Raw genomic sequence first — 14,098 nt, 5'->3', positions numbered from 1 at the left:
GGCCAGCAGGATGCCCCCTGCTGGCTATTTTTCGTACATTTCTTCCATCACTTTCCGACCAACCTTTCGGGCCGATAGTGTATTCTGACCCGTCACCAACCGCTCATCGACTTCGATATAGGGGATAAAGGGGATCATGCTTTTACTATACAACGTATTTTTTTGCTTAAGCGCATCCTCCAGCAAAAAAGGAACTTCATCGTCCAGACGTACCAGCTTTTCTTCCATATTGGAAAATCCGGTAATCTGACGATTATCAATCAGCGAAGATCCATCGGATAACGCTACGTTAAGCAGGCCACTCACTCCGTGACAAACTGCCGCGACAATTCCTCCATTTTCGTAGATCTGCCGGGTAATAGCCTGCAACATCACATTTTCGGGAAAATCCCACATGGCACCGTGTCCACCAGCAAAATACAGAATCTGATAATCGGACGGCAGGACCTCATTCAGACGTAAGGAGTGTTCTAATTTATGTCGAAATGCAGGATTGTTATACCACTTCTCATTGGTGTTATCACGTCGGTCAAGACTTTTCTCATCGATTGGCACAACTCCGCCAGCAGGGCTGGCAATATCATAAGGCAAATTTCGATCGGCCAGTTCATCGTAAAAATGCGTTGCCTCGCTCAGCCAAAGCCCAGTTTTATGCGGTTTTGTCGGATAGTCTGTATGATTGGTACAAACAATCAGCGCTTTATAAATAGGGTCCATGGGTCAGGAGGTAGTTGCACGATAAAAGCAGTATCGGCACGAATATAAAGTGTTTCCTACAAAGTGCCTATTCATCAGGACTTCTCTATCGCCCTGATATGATACGATGGCCCATTAAATACAACCAAATTATAAGAACGGCTAAATTGAACTATTCCCCTTCAAAAATTGGCTGAATAGCTATTTAACAGATTAAAATTTTACAATATCAAGACATAACCTTTTGAAAAGTCAGTAACATTGGTATATTTGTTCATAAACCGTACAGTACTACTCACAATGAAAACTGCCTCCTATGAATCGATTCAGGCCGAACATGCCTGGATGATTGTTTCAGACCAATTACAACAACGTAACAATGTACTGGCCAAGGGAATTTCGCATATGGAGCGTAATCCGGCCGAACTGCCTATGGCAAGCCGATTAATGATTCTGCGCTACCATCTTAAGATGAGTCTGCGGCAGTTAACCAACGAAGCCCGGCAAAGCGCCCGTAACCTCGAAGATGCCAATCGTTTGCATCACCAGTGGCAACACGTGCATCAGTTATTCTTTCTACTCCGTCAAATTGACGCTGAATTAAATCAGGCCACTCGCGAAAACGATAGGCTGCGCTCATGGATGGGCTCGCTCGACGGAAGAGTATATCGTTCTGCCTTAGTACACTTAAACTAATAACAATCGCCTGGCTGCTTAACCTCGATTGGTTAAGCAGCCAGGCGGTAGTGTCCCAATACGGAATGATTAACGTGTAAAGCCAGATACCTGGTCAGCAATAAGCTTTTCGGGAGAATTTCCTGAGTTAATTACTAGTCGATACCGGAACGTAACCGATTTTCCAGCGGGCAGCGTATAGTTCATAGCCGGAGCTTTTCCATTCGTTAAAACAGACGGGCCCAGCGGATTAGCCGCATATAAGCCATATCCTCTGGCATGCCAGTACGTTGGATAACCAACATTCTGAGGATGATCAATCAGAAGGACTGAGACATTCTCCCCGTTTATGTTTCCGGTCAGATTCATCCATTTTCCACGTGTTCCCCAAACTGCATCTCCCTCAATGCCTTCGCTGCTGTGATACATACCGGTTACACCGGCATTGTTCATGGCCGGAACTTTAGTTGCCACCCCCTGGGCGTCGGTAAAAACTTCGGGCTTGTTGGAGGGTTGCTCCAGTTGTCGGGCCATCCGAAGTGCTATCATACCTTCTTTATTATCTTTAAACAGTACGTCTTTATCAACAGCTTTCAGCGTGGTAGTACGGTCGATTGTGCGGCTGTCAGCAGTGCCCCGAAATTCGAACGTAGTTGTTTCCTGTAGCATCACTTTGTTATCTTTATCGAGCCAGTCGGCCGTAACCACTAACTCGGCTTTACCTTTACCACTCTTCATCGACTTAACCCCCGTATGAACAATGGTGCCAAATGGCCCTTTATGTTCTGGTCCAACAGCCGTCGAGTTATTCCAGAAATCATGTCCATTCACATCGCCATAATTGAACCACATACCAACATGGTGCGGGTGATCGATACGTTCGCCGGGACGCGGGTCCATCGGCCAGCCACGCGTGATGAAATTACCTCCCGCTGACAGAATTGGATACAGAACAGGTTTCTTCAGAACAGAAGGACCAGGATAGATATAGGCAGTAAATGGCTTGCCATCAACCGTAACATCGACCCGCTTTTTAGCTTCGTCGTGCGTAATTTTTAGCTGGTTTTGGCCCTTCGTCAACATCGTTGTTGCCGCAAGTAACAGGGTAAAAACAATTCGGCGCATCAGGTTATATTGTTTGAATCAATTGGTTAATAGGGTCCGATAGAGCACAAAAAGCCCCGACCTCAAAAGCCGGGGCTGTCTAAACACTACTGATCGGTTTCGGCAAAATCCGGAATAATCCTAGTAGTTATATTCCGTATTAGGCTAATTACCAAGTAATATCTTGTTTGTTACGTCCTGATCAATCGTAATATAACCGGGATAATTGATGGCCTTATTACCGAGTGCCAGCGTCGGTTTTATTTTGATTGTCAGCTTGGATGGCTTCGACCCTGATGCACCCGACAGATTTTGTATCAGTTGCGTAAAAGCATCGCGTGTTTTCGCATCAGTCAGCAGCTGATAGGCGTTTGTACTCAACTTGATAGGCACGCGCGTACGGCCACCACCAGCGGGCACTTCGATTCGCTGGTTCAAAAAGCCATTAAATAACTCCTGACCAGCTAATAAAACTCTGTATTCTAGCTGGTTAATACCAGCCATTTTATTGGTTGGGTTCGTAATATCCAGATTAACCCGAGCATCCAGCGGAACATTACGTGTCAGCAAGCCAGTTGCCAGTCGTGGGAAACGAGCCGGGTTTAAGTCTTCGATTTTGCGAAATTCCCGAATATCGGTTCCTGCCAGAAACACACTATCGGCCGATGCAATGGTATATCGGCAATCGCCCAACGCTTTTGCCTGTGAAATTTGCTGGTTCACGCTGCACCGGCTAAATAAGAATGGCAGCACTGCCAGCAAGAGAACAAGTCCTTTTTTCATGGTTGCTAATTGATTCATTTTATTCGTAAACATTCGACAGGATAGAAAAGATTTGGTTTAATTCGCTATCAATCGTGATTCGAGCGTTTCTTGCCTATGTTGTAATACAATATATATACGTCAATAAGACGGAAAGATAGAGTGCTGGTTTCTTCCGAACAAACTATGCGGCTCGTTTACAACCAGAAACGATGTACGTTCACAGGCCTATGGTTGAATTCTTACAAAGTTGGAAAGCTTCGCTAACTCGCTAAAATCTATACTGCACACCTTCTCTATATTTTTTTATATTTGTCGAAAAGGCATTCCGACTTTCATGAATAAGCTAACCGCCGACGACCTGATATACGGATACATTAACGGTATTTTTCCGATGGCCGATTCGGACGGTACACTCTACTGGTACGCCCCTGATCCTAGGGCTATTATTCCCATTGATACTTACAAACCTGCCAAATCGCTACGTCCTGTCCTTAATAAAAAACAGTTCGACATACGTATCAATGAGAATTTTGAACAAGTTATGCGCTATTGCTCCCTGCCGAGATCCGAAACTGATAGCACCTGGATTTCAGAAGAAATCATTGATGCCTACACTGAACTACACCGGATGGGGCTAGCGCATAGCATTGAAACGTATATTGATAATCGTTTAGTTGGTGGCTTGTACGGCGTATCGCTTGGTGCTGCTTTTTTCGGAGAATCGATGTTCTATCTGGTCGATAATGCGTCGAAAGTTGCTTTCCACTATTTAATTATAACGCTACGTCAGCAAAAGTTTCAGCTCCTTGATACTCAATTTATTAACGACAATGTTCGTCGATACGGAGCGATTGAAATTCCAAAACCGGACTACATGAAACAGCTAAAAGCAGCGTTACGTAAAAAGGCCCGCTTTACAGAACCGACTATTGAGCATCTTTTCAAAAATCACGCAGGCGATTCTGTTTTGTAGCACACTTCTTTGGCTTTAACTCGTCTCACTCGTACACATCTTCTCTACTCTGCTTATTTTTGCGGCCTTTCTGCTCGTTAACTATTTCACAGGCGGAAACGTCGTATTCCATGTCAAAACCTGTTCTTGTACTTAAATTTGGTACAGCTTCGATAACAAAACCTAACGGCGAACCGAATGAGCCAGTTATGGTCGATATAGCCCGGCAAGTGGCTGCCCTGCATCCACATTATCGGATCGTCCTGGTATCATCGGGGGCAGTAGGTGCCGGTAAATCGCTGATCCAGGATTATCGGGGCGATATTACCCAGCGCAAAGCGGCTGCCGCCATTGGTAACCTTCTCCTCCTTAATCAGTACTCCCGTTTTTTTTCCATTTATGGCATTGCCATTGCCCAGAGCCTTTGCGAACGGCATCATTTTGCCAATCGCGATCAGTTTCTGCAGCTCAAACAGACCTACGAAGAATTGTGGGCCAACGGCATTATACCGATTGCGAATGAAAACGATGTTGTCAGCAATCGTGAGTTAAAATTTTCGGACAACGACGAACTTGCTACGCTGATCGCCGTCGGCTTTGGAGCCGAAGCACTTATGCTCTGTACTTCGGTCGGGGGGCTGCTCGATGCCAATAATAAAATCATTCGTCAGATTACTACGTTTGATGAAAACGTATTCGGTGTTGTTCGAACGGATAAGTCAGCACTAGGGCTAGGCGGTATGGCTTCTAAACTTACGTTTGCCAAACTGGCAACACGCATGGGAATCCGGGTCATTATTTTCGGATTAAACGAGCCTGATAGCGTAAATCGAGCCCTGAAAAGTGAGATCGGCACCGAGTTTATTCCTCAACCGACTACGCTTTCGGCTCGTAATCGCTGGCTGGCCAGTGGTAGTCTGGCCGTAGGTCAGATACTCGTTGATGGGGGAGCTGTACGGGCGTTGCAACAGCGACGTAGTTTACTGGCGGTAGGCGTACGTAACGTTTTGGGTGAATTTACGGTAGGCGAGATGATCGAAATAATTGATGACCAGGAAACTACGATTGCAGTAGCCCGAGCCCGTATTTCGTCGGCCGATCTGACCCAACAGCTTAACCAGCAAAATGTTGAGGTCGCAAATGCAAATGATATTGTACTTTTGTAGCCCTATCCTGGACGGCCACGTCTGGATACAGTAGAACCCGTTTATACCCGGACGTTGTCGTCCAGGCTTCTTACTATGACACCGATTACTCCACTCCTGCAGGATGCGCAACAAGCAGCAGCTACCGTCCGTCGGCTTAGCGCTGAACAGAAAACAGCGCTCTTAAATCAGCTGGCCGATACGCTGACCGCTCATACGGCCGACATTATAGCTGAGAATCAGAAAGATCTGGATCGTATGCCTGAGTCAGATCCGAAGTATGATCGCCTGAAACTAACCGAAGCACGTATCGCCGATCTGTCGAAAAGTTTGCGGGACGTAGCGGTTCTGCCTGACCCGACCGGCGAAGTCATTCTGGAGCGAACCATCGAGCAGGGCCTGAAACTCAAAAAAATTGCGGTTCCACTTGGGGTTGTTGGTGTTATTTACGAATCCCGACCGAACGTTACGGTCGACGTAGCGTCGCTTTGTTTACGTTCAGGCAATGCCTGCGTACTCAAAGGCGGCAAAGAAGCCGATTTTTCCAATCGCTACCTGGTAAGTTTGATTCAGCGTGTGCTGGAAGAATTTGGTGTTCCTAAAGCAGCCGTAAGTCTGCTCCCGCCCGATCGCGCTGTGGTTAATGAACTACTGACGGCCACCCGTTACGTCGATATTATCATTCCCCGTGGTTCGGAATCACTCATTCAGTTTGTCCGCAAAAATTCGCTCGTACCAACCATTGAAACGGGAGCTGGCGTATGCCATGCCTACATTGAGCAATCGGCCGACCTGCAAAAAGCAGCCAATATTGTGGTTAATGCCCGCGTTTCACGGCCATCGGTCTGCAATTCTCTCGACTGCGTGTTGGTCGATGAAACCATTGCTGATACGTTTCTGCCTATGTTAACGGCAGATTTCACCAAATGGAATGTGGAGATTTTCGCCGACGAACCGTCCTACGCTATTTTCGAAAAGGCAGGATACAAAAAACTGCAACATGCCAGCCCCGATGATTTTGGCCGGGAATTTTTAGATTATAAGTGCGCCGTTAAAGTAGTGTCAGGCCTTGATGAAGCCCTTTCACACATTCAGACTTATTCGTCGCGCCATTCAGAAGCAATCGTATCACAAAATCAATCGCTTGTCGATCAGTTTTTGGCAGAAGTCGATGCAGCCGCCGTTTACGCCAATGCCTCAACCCGTTTTACGGATGGGGGCGTGTTTGGGCTCGGTGCCGAAATAGGAATCTCAACGCAGAAGCTTCATGCACGCGGCCCATTTGCATTGGAAAAACTGGTGACCGAAAAATGGATCGTAGTAGGCGACGGTCAGGTACGTTGGTAGATAACAAGCATTGAAAACCCGAAACGTAAGGCTCTACACCAGAGTTTCTAGTTTCGGGTTTTCAATGCAAGGGTACTCAGCCAACTGTATCAGCAATCACTAACGTGTCAACAGTTCCCTGATAACGGTCATCGATGTTACCAGAGCCATCTCTTAATAATAAGCTAACCGTATAACTCACGGCATTCCCATTAATCTGCGGATCGCTTATATCGACAATTTGCCGAAGAATATGATGATCGCCGTCCGAGTAGCGAACATCGAAACCATTTAAGGCAATCTGTGCAGACCGAACCTGACTCGGAAAACTAACAGTGCGGGGCTCATTCTGAATCTGGCCCTGGGTTGGATCGAAAACGACCCGGTCACGAATAAATCGAAGTGCCATACTTGTAAGGGTTTACGTTCGACCTATTAGTCGTTGTTAAGCCCCAACTGGAAACAACACGTTATTCATTCATCCGTTTAAGTACCTCTTCCCATCGGGAAAACACGTCTTTGTATTGCTGATGCCGCTCGGGGTCTGGCTCAAACGTTTTGCCAAACAATACGTCTTCCGCTACGTCTTCGAGGGAAGCTTTCAGGTCGGAAACCAGTAAAACGGCTCCCATTGCACTACTTTCATTACTTGCATTCAGTTTGACAGGTACGCCGAATATATCAGCCATCATTTGTACCCAAAAGTCAGACTGGGCAAAACCGCCATTGGCATGAATCACTTGGGTGGGGCCTGTTTGCTTAGCCAGTAGACATTCGATACTCAGCAGATTGAACATAACGCCTTCCAGAGCAGCACGTATAAAATGGGCTCTCGAATGACGGTAATCTACGTTCAGATAGGCTCCCCGTGCCGAAGCATCCCAAAGAGGAGCCCGCTCGCCGTGTAGGTAGGGCATGAACAGTAAATCATCAGCCCCCACGGCAACGGTTTCCGCTTCGGCCAGAACGGCTTTTGTTTCCTGCTGGGTTAGCTTTTCGGATAGCCACTGCAGCACATTAGCTCCGTTGTTCGAAGGCCCTCCTACTACGTAGTACGGCCGACCATCCCGTTCATCCAGATAATAGCAGAACAGGCGGCCATGCGGATCGCGCTGCGGTTTATTGACGGTTTGCCGAACAGCGCCACTGGTTCCAATCGTGATTGTTGTGATTCCTGGTTTAATACAACCCGCGCCCAGATTGGCCAGACAGCCATCCGACGCACCCGGAAACAGATTAATACCGGCCGGTAAAGCCGTTCTGGCAACTCCTTCCTTTTCAGGATCATACACAACGGCAAATGTGGTTGGCTGAGGTTCCGAGAGCTGTTCTGAACGAACACCGGCGACATCCAGCGCAGGTTTATACCACGTTTTTTCCTGCTGATCGAATAAGCCCGTTGCCGTAGCTATTGAGTAATCGATATCATAACGTCCGGTCAATTTCCACCAGACATACTCTTTCAACGAAACAAATTTTGACGCCTGGCTCAATACGTCTGGTTGATTAGCTCGAAACCACGCCAGCTTACAGAGTGGAATCATTGGATGAATGGGCGTGCCAGTATGGGCATAAATATCATCTCCCAGCTCCTTCTGACTGGTATGCAACTCATCGGACTGCGGTTCTGCCCGGTTATCCGACCACAGTATAGCGTTGGTCAATGGTTTACCGTCGGCACCGATAGCCATCACACTGTGCATACCAGCACTGAAGCTCACCGATTCCAGCGTAACTTTTTTATGCTTTGCCGCAATGGTAACTTCGCTAATTCCTTGCTTAACGGCCTGCCAGACTTTCTCAGGGTCCTGTTCGGCATAGCCCGGCTGTGGTGATAGTGTAGGAACAGGTAGCGATGTATCAGCAATTATTTCCCAGTCGGTAGACGAAACTGCGAGAACTTTGACATTGGTGGTGCCAATATCGACTCCGAGCACACAATTCATAAAACAGCAAATGGTTTCGAAACGCCAAAACAACATATTTTTCGGGTTAGTCGCTTCGTCTAATATAAAAAAACCGGATACTTTTTGACTTGTATCCGGTTCGCGAACAATGAACGTAGCACTACGTAGTGTTTTATGGTATCAGCTCATGCTCCAGTAAGTTCTGAATAACGTAGGCTTGTGTTCCGTAAAATTTAGCCAGCTCACCCAACTCAGATAATTCAATAGTCAGGTTATCGCGGTAATTGGGCAGGCAGTACGTATCGATAGCCAGCTCAATGGGTTTGATGATGGCACTTTCGGCTTTAGCCAGCACGCCGTTGATGATAATCAGTTCGGGATTAAACAGATGAATAGTGGTCGACAGTGCCTTCCCCAATGCTCTACCAACATCACTCAGTAAATCGATAGCCAGCTCATCACCGGCATTGGCATTGGCAATGATAGTCTCAATATCAATGGCGTCGGGGTCAGCATCGGCAAGCATCGACGCCTTCCCATCGGCCAGGGCCGCTTTCGCCCGACGAATCAATGACGAGGCCGAAGCCAGTGTTTCCAGACAGCCGACTTTTCCACACGAACATAACTCACCGTCTGTTTTCATCTGGATATGCCCTAATTCTCCCGCAAAACCAGCCGCGCCCTGCAGGATCTCGCCATTTGTTATGACGCCTAATCCAATACCCCAGTCAATGTTTATAGACAGTACGTGCCGCTTCCCCTGGGCAAGACCAAAGCGATGCTCCCCCAAAATCGTCGCTTTCGTATCGTTGATCAGATAGGCCGGTGCATCAAACAGATTCTGTAACAACTGATCGAGTGGTTGCTCCGAACTATTTAGACTCGGATACGTATGATTGATAGCCTCCCACGGATTCACCAATCCGGGTAATGACACGCCCACCCCAATAACTTGCAACTGATCGTTTTTTATTCGCTGCACCACCTGCTCCAGCGGCTCAGCCAGGACTCTCAGAAACGCGGGCGACTTGTCTAGGCGCAAATCGATATCCAGCCGATAAATCAGTTGATTGGCCAGGTTAAAGAGCATCAGCTTGGTGTCATGAATATTGATATCCACTACAACCGTAGCATACTGCGTAGCATCGAGAGCAAACAGCGACGGTTTACGGCCAAACTGAGCCACGCCAGTACCAATACCCTGCACCCAGTGAGACAGGCTCAATTCTTCGATCAGGGCCGTAGTGGATGGAATGCTGGTATGCAGCCGATTGGCTAATTGGGAAATAGTACGAGACTGAGAACGATATAATTCTCTGATAATCTGCCGCTTCAGCTTACTTTTCTTGGCATCTATAACGGAAAGAACAACGTTATCCTGCATGATAAACAGCGTGATTACTTTGATACGTATCAACGCTTCAACTACCGATTTGCTTAAATTTCACGAATCCAACGTTCCACCAGAACGCTGGTATTCTCTATAAACACAACAAGTTAAATTCAATACTCCTTTTTTTCGTTTTTCTCTCGTCAAACTAACCGATTATTTTTTGTTAGGCTCATTCCTTATCCTCTTCCAGACACTGCTTTCTTAGATTCAGCGGTTGTTAGTACCTTGCCAGTCTAATTGTACCTGCATGAAAACCAAAAATCACCTCGTTGCATTCAGTATTGTTCTTGCCTTCTTCATCAACAACTCAACATTCTCATTCGCTCAATCCGGAAAGGGTCCGACTAAGCCCGTCATCATTGGCTATATTAGTGGTGGCGGCTGGACAAAAAACCAGATTGATGCTCAAAAGCTTACGCACATAAATTATGCGTTTGCTGTTCCGGCGGCAAACGGAGAACTAGCCCCGCTGAGCGCCAAAGATGGTCAGAATCTGATCACCTTATCGACCTTAAAAGCCGACAACAAGGACCTGAAAATCCTTATTTCCATCGGTGGATGGGGTGGCTGCAAATACTTTTCCGATGCAGCGCTGACCGACGCATCCCGCCGGAAATTTGCCAATAGCGCTATCGATCTGCTGAAAAAATATAAGCTCGACGGGATTGACATTGACTGGGAGTACCCAGCCCAGATTGGCGATAACAATATTTTCCGCCCGGAAGACAAGCAGAACTACACGCTCCTCTTTAAAGAACTGCGCGAACAGCTCGACAAACAAGGAAAGATCGACAAACGTACGGGTGCTAACCACTACCTGCTCACCACTGCCACCGGCGTCGACACGGCTTTTGTCAGCCATACGGAATTAGGCAAAGCGCAACGGTATCTGGATTACGTTAATATCATGACGTACGATATTTATCACGGAAATGATAAAGTGACCGGGCATCATAGTAATCTGTATCAGTCGAAAAAGGGGAATCAATCGAGAAACAGCTCGGCCGACGGCGTTGATGGGCATATCAAAGCCGGGGTCCCAGCCAGTAAAATCGTGCTGGGCATTCCTTTTTACGGACGTGGCTGGGCCGACGTAACGCCCAACGATAATGGTCTTTACCAGCCAGCTACCGGAAAGCATTCGTTTATCAGTTACGATGAACTGGCCGACAAATTCATCAGCAAAAATGGCTTCGTCCGTTATTGGGATGATGATGCCAAAGCTCCTTATTTATGGAACCCACAGTCACGTACGTTTATATCTTACGCCGACGAAGAATCTTTCGAGCACAAGGTAAATTACGTTAAGTCGAAAGGACTGGCGGGTGTTATGTTCTGGGAATACATTTATGATCTGCGGCAGCAAAAACTGTTGAATAAACTCATTAAGGAACTACGTAACTAATCCATTCATGTTTTCTCTCCGACTGGCAAGCGCTATTGTCATTAGTTCACTAGCAATAGTGTCTTGCCAATCGTCGTCGTCCGAAACAGCAGCAACCAACAGTCGGGCTTTACCGCTTGAAACACAACTAACTGGTAAGCAGCTTAGTCAAAGCTATTGCAGCCGCTGCCACCAGTATCCAGACCCTTCACTGCTGGACAAGGAAACCTGGAAACGGGGTGTTTTGCCCCAGATGGCTCTTCGGATGGGGCAGGCAGACAATGCCATGACGGAGTATGTGCGGATCAGCAATACGGATGAGATGATGCGCCTGATGAATGCGCAAACGTTCCCCGAAACGCCTACCCTACATCCCGCCGACTGGCAAAAAATCGTCGATTATTACGTAACAACAGCGCCTGCTACGTTACCTAACCAGCCCACTCATCAACCAGTCAGCGTAAAGCTACCTTTATTTGATGTTCAGCCCTCCAAATCGGCTATCGATGCGTTTGTTACGTTGCTACGGTATGATTCGGTTTCGCACCGGATCTGGGCGGGCGACGGACGTAGCAACCTCTTTGCGCTCGACCACAACCTGAACCGTCTTGACTCAGTCCGTTTAACGAGTCCAATCACTGACATTCATTTTAATAACAATGGGAGCGCCAATCTGCTAACGGTTGGCGTGCTAAATCCCAACGACCGACAGGCGGGTGTCTGGAATCATTGGTCGATGAAGCCAACAACAGCGCCAACGCCTGTGTTGACCAAACTGCAGCGCCCCGTAAACGCTACGTTGGCCGACCTGAATCGCGATGGTCGGCAGGACGTAGTGGTCTCTCAGTTTGGGCATCATCTTGGCAAATTAACCTGGCATGAACAGACCGCATCCGGATACACCGAACATCTACTGGACAGCTTACCGGGAGCCCGAACGGTTATTATCAAGGATGTCAACAAAGATCAATGGCCAGACATTATTGCGCTGCTCACCCAGGGCGACGAACAGATTGCCATTTATTATAACCAACGTAACGGCCAGTTTCGCAAAGAAACTATCCTGCGCTTCCCGCCGGTTTACGGCTCCAGTTCTGTCGAAATGGCCGACATAGATCGTGACGGCGACGACGATCTGATTTACACGAACGGCGATAATGCTGACTATTCAATTGTACTGAAGCCGTATCATGGCCTGCGCATCTTTCGTAACGACGGGAATTTCCGATTTAAGGAGGCCTGGTTTTATCCAATGCATGGCGCTACCCAGACAATCGTTCGGGATTTCGATCAGGACGGCGACGACGACATTGCCACTATTGCCCACTTCCCTGATTTTTCTCACTCCCCCAACGAAAGTTTTATTTTTTTCGAGAACCAGGGTAATCTACAGTTTCAACCCCGAACCTTTGCCCATGCAGAACGTGGACGCTGGCTAACCATAACTTCGGGCGATATGGATCAGGACGGCGACGAGGATATTTTGCTAGGGTCCTTTTTTCGCCCAACAGATCCCCGGCACATCATATTGATGAAGCAGTGGCAAAAGCCCGGAACGGGTATTCTATTGTTACGCAATACGTTAAAGAATTCCGGCAGAGCAGTTAAGTAAGCAGGGATGATTTTTGTAGCGCTGAAGTCTCTCGGAATAGTTCAAACAAAAATGGCTACGCAGTGTTTTGCGCAGCCATTTCATAAGATTCATACAACTTAGTGGAGATAGTCGGAAACTCCGTCAATCTCCACATAATAGCGGTACGACTTTACAGTCGAATAAACCTCATTTCTTATATGGTTTACCAGCAGGCTCATTTACGCCGTAATTATAGCCTGTTGTACCGCGTTCGGAAAAAAACGTATAACTAAATCGTTATACCGCTCCTGTAGATCAAAATACTTTCGTTGTAGTTCCCAGTGCATTTCTGCCGGTACTGTTGTACCATTCTGGTTTACTATTGTGCTTGTTCGGTTGTCATCAACTGATAGCACTGGCTTTGCCGACTCCTTCAATATTACATCTCCAAAAAAGTCATCTAACGAAAAGTCTAACTTTTCCGCATACTGTTTTAAAACCTTTCGCGTAAGTCTTTCGCTTTTCATATGCTTATCTATTGCAGCTCTAGTTACGCCAAAATCAAAGGCTAACTCACTAAGGTTAAATCCTTTAGCCTTTACAATAGACCTCAATTTATTTCCGTGATGCTCCATAGTTATAAATTTTCTACAACTTTTAGTTGACAAATATTACAACATAACGTAACGTTGCAGACACTTAAGCGTAATATTTAGACGTTTGAACGTAAATCTATAGTAAAGTTTAACCAACCCACAAAAAAAAACTATGAATCCAGTAAAAGGCAAAACCTTAAACGTACTCGGACAGGCTTACAAGAACGCAAAGGCACACAAGCAATTACAGTACAAAGCGGCACTACTAGAAGCCGGGGAAATCGATAAAACAAACTATTGGAGGGCGTTCCGCGATGTTTGGCAGTACACAGACAAAATAGGTAAGGCTCCCTTTATGATTGTTGTTCTGGCTGATGAAATACTAGAATATGAAAACCAAACCCATAACGTAACAGAACAATGAAAAGCTATCGTTTTCACTATCGCACTATTCGACGTGGAATTAAAGGAATTGTAAATATTAATGCAGATAATTTCCAAGAAGCATTAAGACTTTTTTTTCAACACACGACTAATAAAAAGTTCAGTACGTTTTACGTCGAATTTTCCTAAAATTTCACT

At 46.6% G+C, this 14,098-nt stretch carries 14 protein-coding genes; 7 read left to right on the top strand and 7 right to left on the bottom strand.

Translation table 11 applies throughout. The features are described 5' to 3' along the window. Positions 1–24: 24 nt before the first annotated feature. On the bottom strand, positions 25–717 hold the full coding sequence (locus GK108_RS07665; RefSeq protein ID WP_163945233.1) for a type 1 glutamine amidotransferase domain-containing protein: 693 nt from the start codon (positions 715–717) through the stop codon (positions 25–27). Between the two features lie 279 nt (positions 718–996). Here GK108_RS07665 and GK108_RS07660 point away from each other — a divergent pair, with 279 nt between their 5' ends. Next, positions 997–1,392: a hypothetical protein gene (locus tag GK108_RS07660; RefSeq protein WP_163945230.1), complete on the top strand. Its 396-nt coding sequence runs from the start codon at positions 997–999 to the stop codon at positions 1,390–1,392. Between the two features lie 69 nt (positions 1,393–1,461). On the opposite strand, the gene GK108_RS07655 is transcribed toward GK108_RS07660, so the two are convergent. Then, positions 1,462–2,496 (bottom strand): DUF6807 domain-containing protein, encoded by a 1,035-nt coding sequence (locus tag GK108_RS07655; protein WP_163945227.1) that lies wholly within the window; start codon positions 2,494–2,496, stop codon positions 1,462–1,464. Positions 2,497–2,640: 144 nt separating this feature from the next. Further along, positions 2,641–3,258 (bottom strand): hypothetical protein, encoded by a 618-nt coding sequence (locus GK108_RS07650; protein ID WP_163945505.1) that lies wholly within the window; start codon positions 3,256–3,258, stop codon positions 2,641–2,643. A 316-nt stretch (positions 3,259–3,574) separates the two neighbouring features. On the opposite strand from GK108_RS07650, the gene aat reads away from it, so the two are divergent. The 3 genes from aat to GK108_RS07635 all read left to right on the top strand — a co-directional run bounded on the left by aat (position 3,575) and on the right by GK108_RS07635 (position 6,684). Then, the gene (gene aat, locus GK108_RS07645; protein WP_163945224.1) at positions 3,575–4,213 is read left to right on the top strand and encodes a leucyl/phenylalanyl-tRNA--protein transferase; all 639 of its coding nucleotides are present in this window, start codon (positions 3,575–3,577) and stop codon (positions 4,211–4,213) included. A gap of 110 nt (positions 4,214–4,323) precedes the next feature. Further along, positions 4,324–5,358, top strand: a complete 1,035-nt coding sequence (gene proB / locus GK108_RS07640) for a glutamate 5-kinase (protein ID WP_163945222.1) — start codon at positions 4,324–4,326, stop codon at positions 5,356–5,358. A 75-nt stretch (positions 5,359–5,433) separates the two neighbouring features. After that, positions 5,434–6,684, top strand: a complete 1,251-nt coding sequence (locus GK108_RS07635; protein WP_163945219.1) for a glutamate-5-semialdehyde dehydrogenase — start codon at positions 5,434–5,436, stop codon at positions 6,682–6,684. A 76-nt stretch (positions 6,685–6,760) separates the two neighbouring features. Here the strand turns inward: GK108_RS07635 and GK108_RS07630 are convergent, their stop codons facing one another. From GK108_RS07630 to GK108_RS07620, 3 genes are all read right to left on the bottom strand, one after another. After that, complete coding sequence (locus GK108_RS07630; RefSeq protein ID WP_163945216.1) at positions 6,761–7,072, bottom strand: hypothetical protein; 312 nt, start codon at positions 7,070–7,072, stop codon at positions 6,761–6,763. Between the two features lie 61 nt (positions 7,073–7,133). After that, the gene (locus GK108_RS07625; protein ID WP_163945211.1) at positions 7,134–8,609 is read right to left on the bottom strand and encodes a gluconokinase; all 1,476 of its coding nucleotides are present in this window, start codon (positions 8,607–8,609) and stop codon (positions 7,134–7,136) included. A 133-nt stretch (positions 8,610–8,742) separates the two neighbouring features. After that, positions 8,743–9,954, bottom strand: coding sequence for an ROK family protein (locus GK108_RS07620; protein ID WP_163945209.1), 1,212 nt, complete (start codon positions 9,952–9,954; stop codon positions 8,743–8,745). A gap of 256 nt (positions 9,955–10,210) precedes the next feature. Between GK108_RS07620 and GK108_RS07615 the strand changes: the two genes are divergently transcribed. Together GK108_RS07615 and GK108_RS07610 are read left to right on the top strand one after the other, a co-directional pair. Then, positions 10,211–11,368, top strand: coding sequence for a glycoside hydrolase family 18 protein (locus tag GK108_RS07615; protein WP_163945206.1), 1,158 nt, complete (start codon positions 10,211–10,213; stop codon positions 11,366–11,368). A gap of 7 nt (positions 11,369–11,375) precedes the next feature. Further along, positions 11,376–12,959: an FG-GAP repeat domain-containing protein gene (locus GK108_RS07610; protein WP_163945204.1), complete on the top strand. Its 1,584-nt coding sequence runs from the start codon at positions 11,376–11,378 to the stop codon at positions 12,957–12,959. Between the two features lie 200 nt (positions 12,960–13,159). On the opposite strand, the gene GK108_RS07605 is transcribed toward GK108_RS07610, so the two are convergent. Further along, positions 13,160–13,555, bottom strand: a complete 396-nt coding sequence (locus GK108_RS07605) for a helix-turn-helix domain-containing protein (RefSeq protein WP_163945202.1) — start codon at positions 13,553–13,555, stop codon at positions 13,160–13,162. Positions 13,556–13,688: 133 nt separating this feature from the next. On the opposite strand from GK108_RS07605, the gene GK108_RS07600 reads away from it, so the two are divergent. Next, positions 13,689–13,940, top strand: coding sequence for a hypothetical protein (locus tag GK108_RS07600; protein ID WP_163945200.1), 252 nt, complete (start codon positions 13,689–13,691; stop codon positions 13,938–13,940). The last annotated feature ends 158 nt before the right edge of the window (positions 13,941–14,098 follow it).

The sequence above is a fragment of the Spirosoma terrae genome, assembly GCF_010435915.1.
GTDB classification, from domain to species: Bacteria; Bacteroidota; Bacteroidia; order Cytophagales; family Spirosomataceae; genus Spirosoma; species Spirosoma terrae.
Note: the sequence above shows the minus strand (reverse complement) of the source record. Positions and strands in the feature narration are given on the sequence as shown.

Bases quoted from the DNA above. Each gene is read 5' to 3' on its own strand.
- GK108_RS07655 (WP_163945227.1), bottom strand. From the start codon at position 2,496: ATGCGCCGAATTGTTTTTACCCTGTTACTTGCGGCAACAACGATGTTG.
- GK108_RS07665 (WP_163945233.1), bottom strand. From the start codon at position 717: ATGGACCCTATTTATAAAGCGCTGATTGTTTGTACCAATCATACAGAC.
- GK108_RS07625 (WP_163945211.1), bottom strand. From the start codon at position 8,609: ATGAATTGTGTGCTCGGAGTCGATATTGGCACCACCAATGTCAAAGTT.
- proB (WP_163945222.1), top strand. From the start codon at position 4,324: ATGTCAAAACCTGTTCTTGTACTTAAATTTGGTACAGCTTCGATAACA.
- GK108_RS07650 (WP_163945505.1), bottom strand. From the start codon at position 3,258: ATGAAAAAAGGACTTGTTCTCTTGCTGGCAGTGCTGCCATTCTTATTT.
- GK108_RS07600 (WP_163945200.1), top strand. From the start codon at position 13,689: ATGAATCCAGTAAAAGGCAAAACCTTAAACGTACTCGGACAGGCTTAC.
- GK108_RS07610 (WP_163945204.1), top strand. From the start codon at position 11,376: ATGTTTTCTCTCCGACTGGCAAGCGCTATTGTCATTAGTTCACTAGCA.
- GK108_RS07630 (WP_163945216.1), bottom strand. From the start codon at position 7,072: ATGGCACTTCGATTTATTCGTGACCGGGTCGTTTTCGATCCAACCCAG.
- GK108_RS07660 (WP_163945230.1), top strand. From the start codon at position 997: ATGAAAACTGCCTCCTATGAATCGATTCAGGCCGAACATGCCTGGATG.
- GK108_RS07635 (WP_163945219.1), top strand. From the start codon at position 5,434: ATGACACCGATTACTCCACTCCTGCAGGATGCGCAACAAGCAGCAGCT.
- aat (WP_163945224.1), top strand. From the start codon at position 3,575: ATGAATAAGCTAACCGCCGACGACCTGATATACGGATACATTAACGGT.
- GK108_RS07620 (WP_163945209.1), bottom strand. From the start codon at position 9,954: ATGCAGGATAACGTTGTTCTTTCCGTTATAGATGCCAAGAAAAGTAAG.
- GK108_RS07605 (WP_163945202.1), bottom strand. From the start codon at position 13,555: ATGGAGCATCACGGAAATAAATTGAGGTCTATTGTAAAGGCTAAAGGA.
- GK108_RS07615 (WP_163945206.1), top strand. From the start codon at position 10,211: ATGAAAACCAAAAATCACCTCGTTGCATTCAGTATTGTTCTTGCCTTC.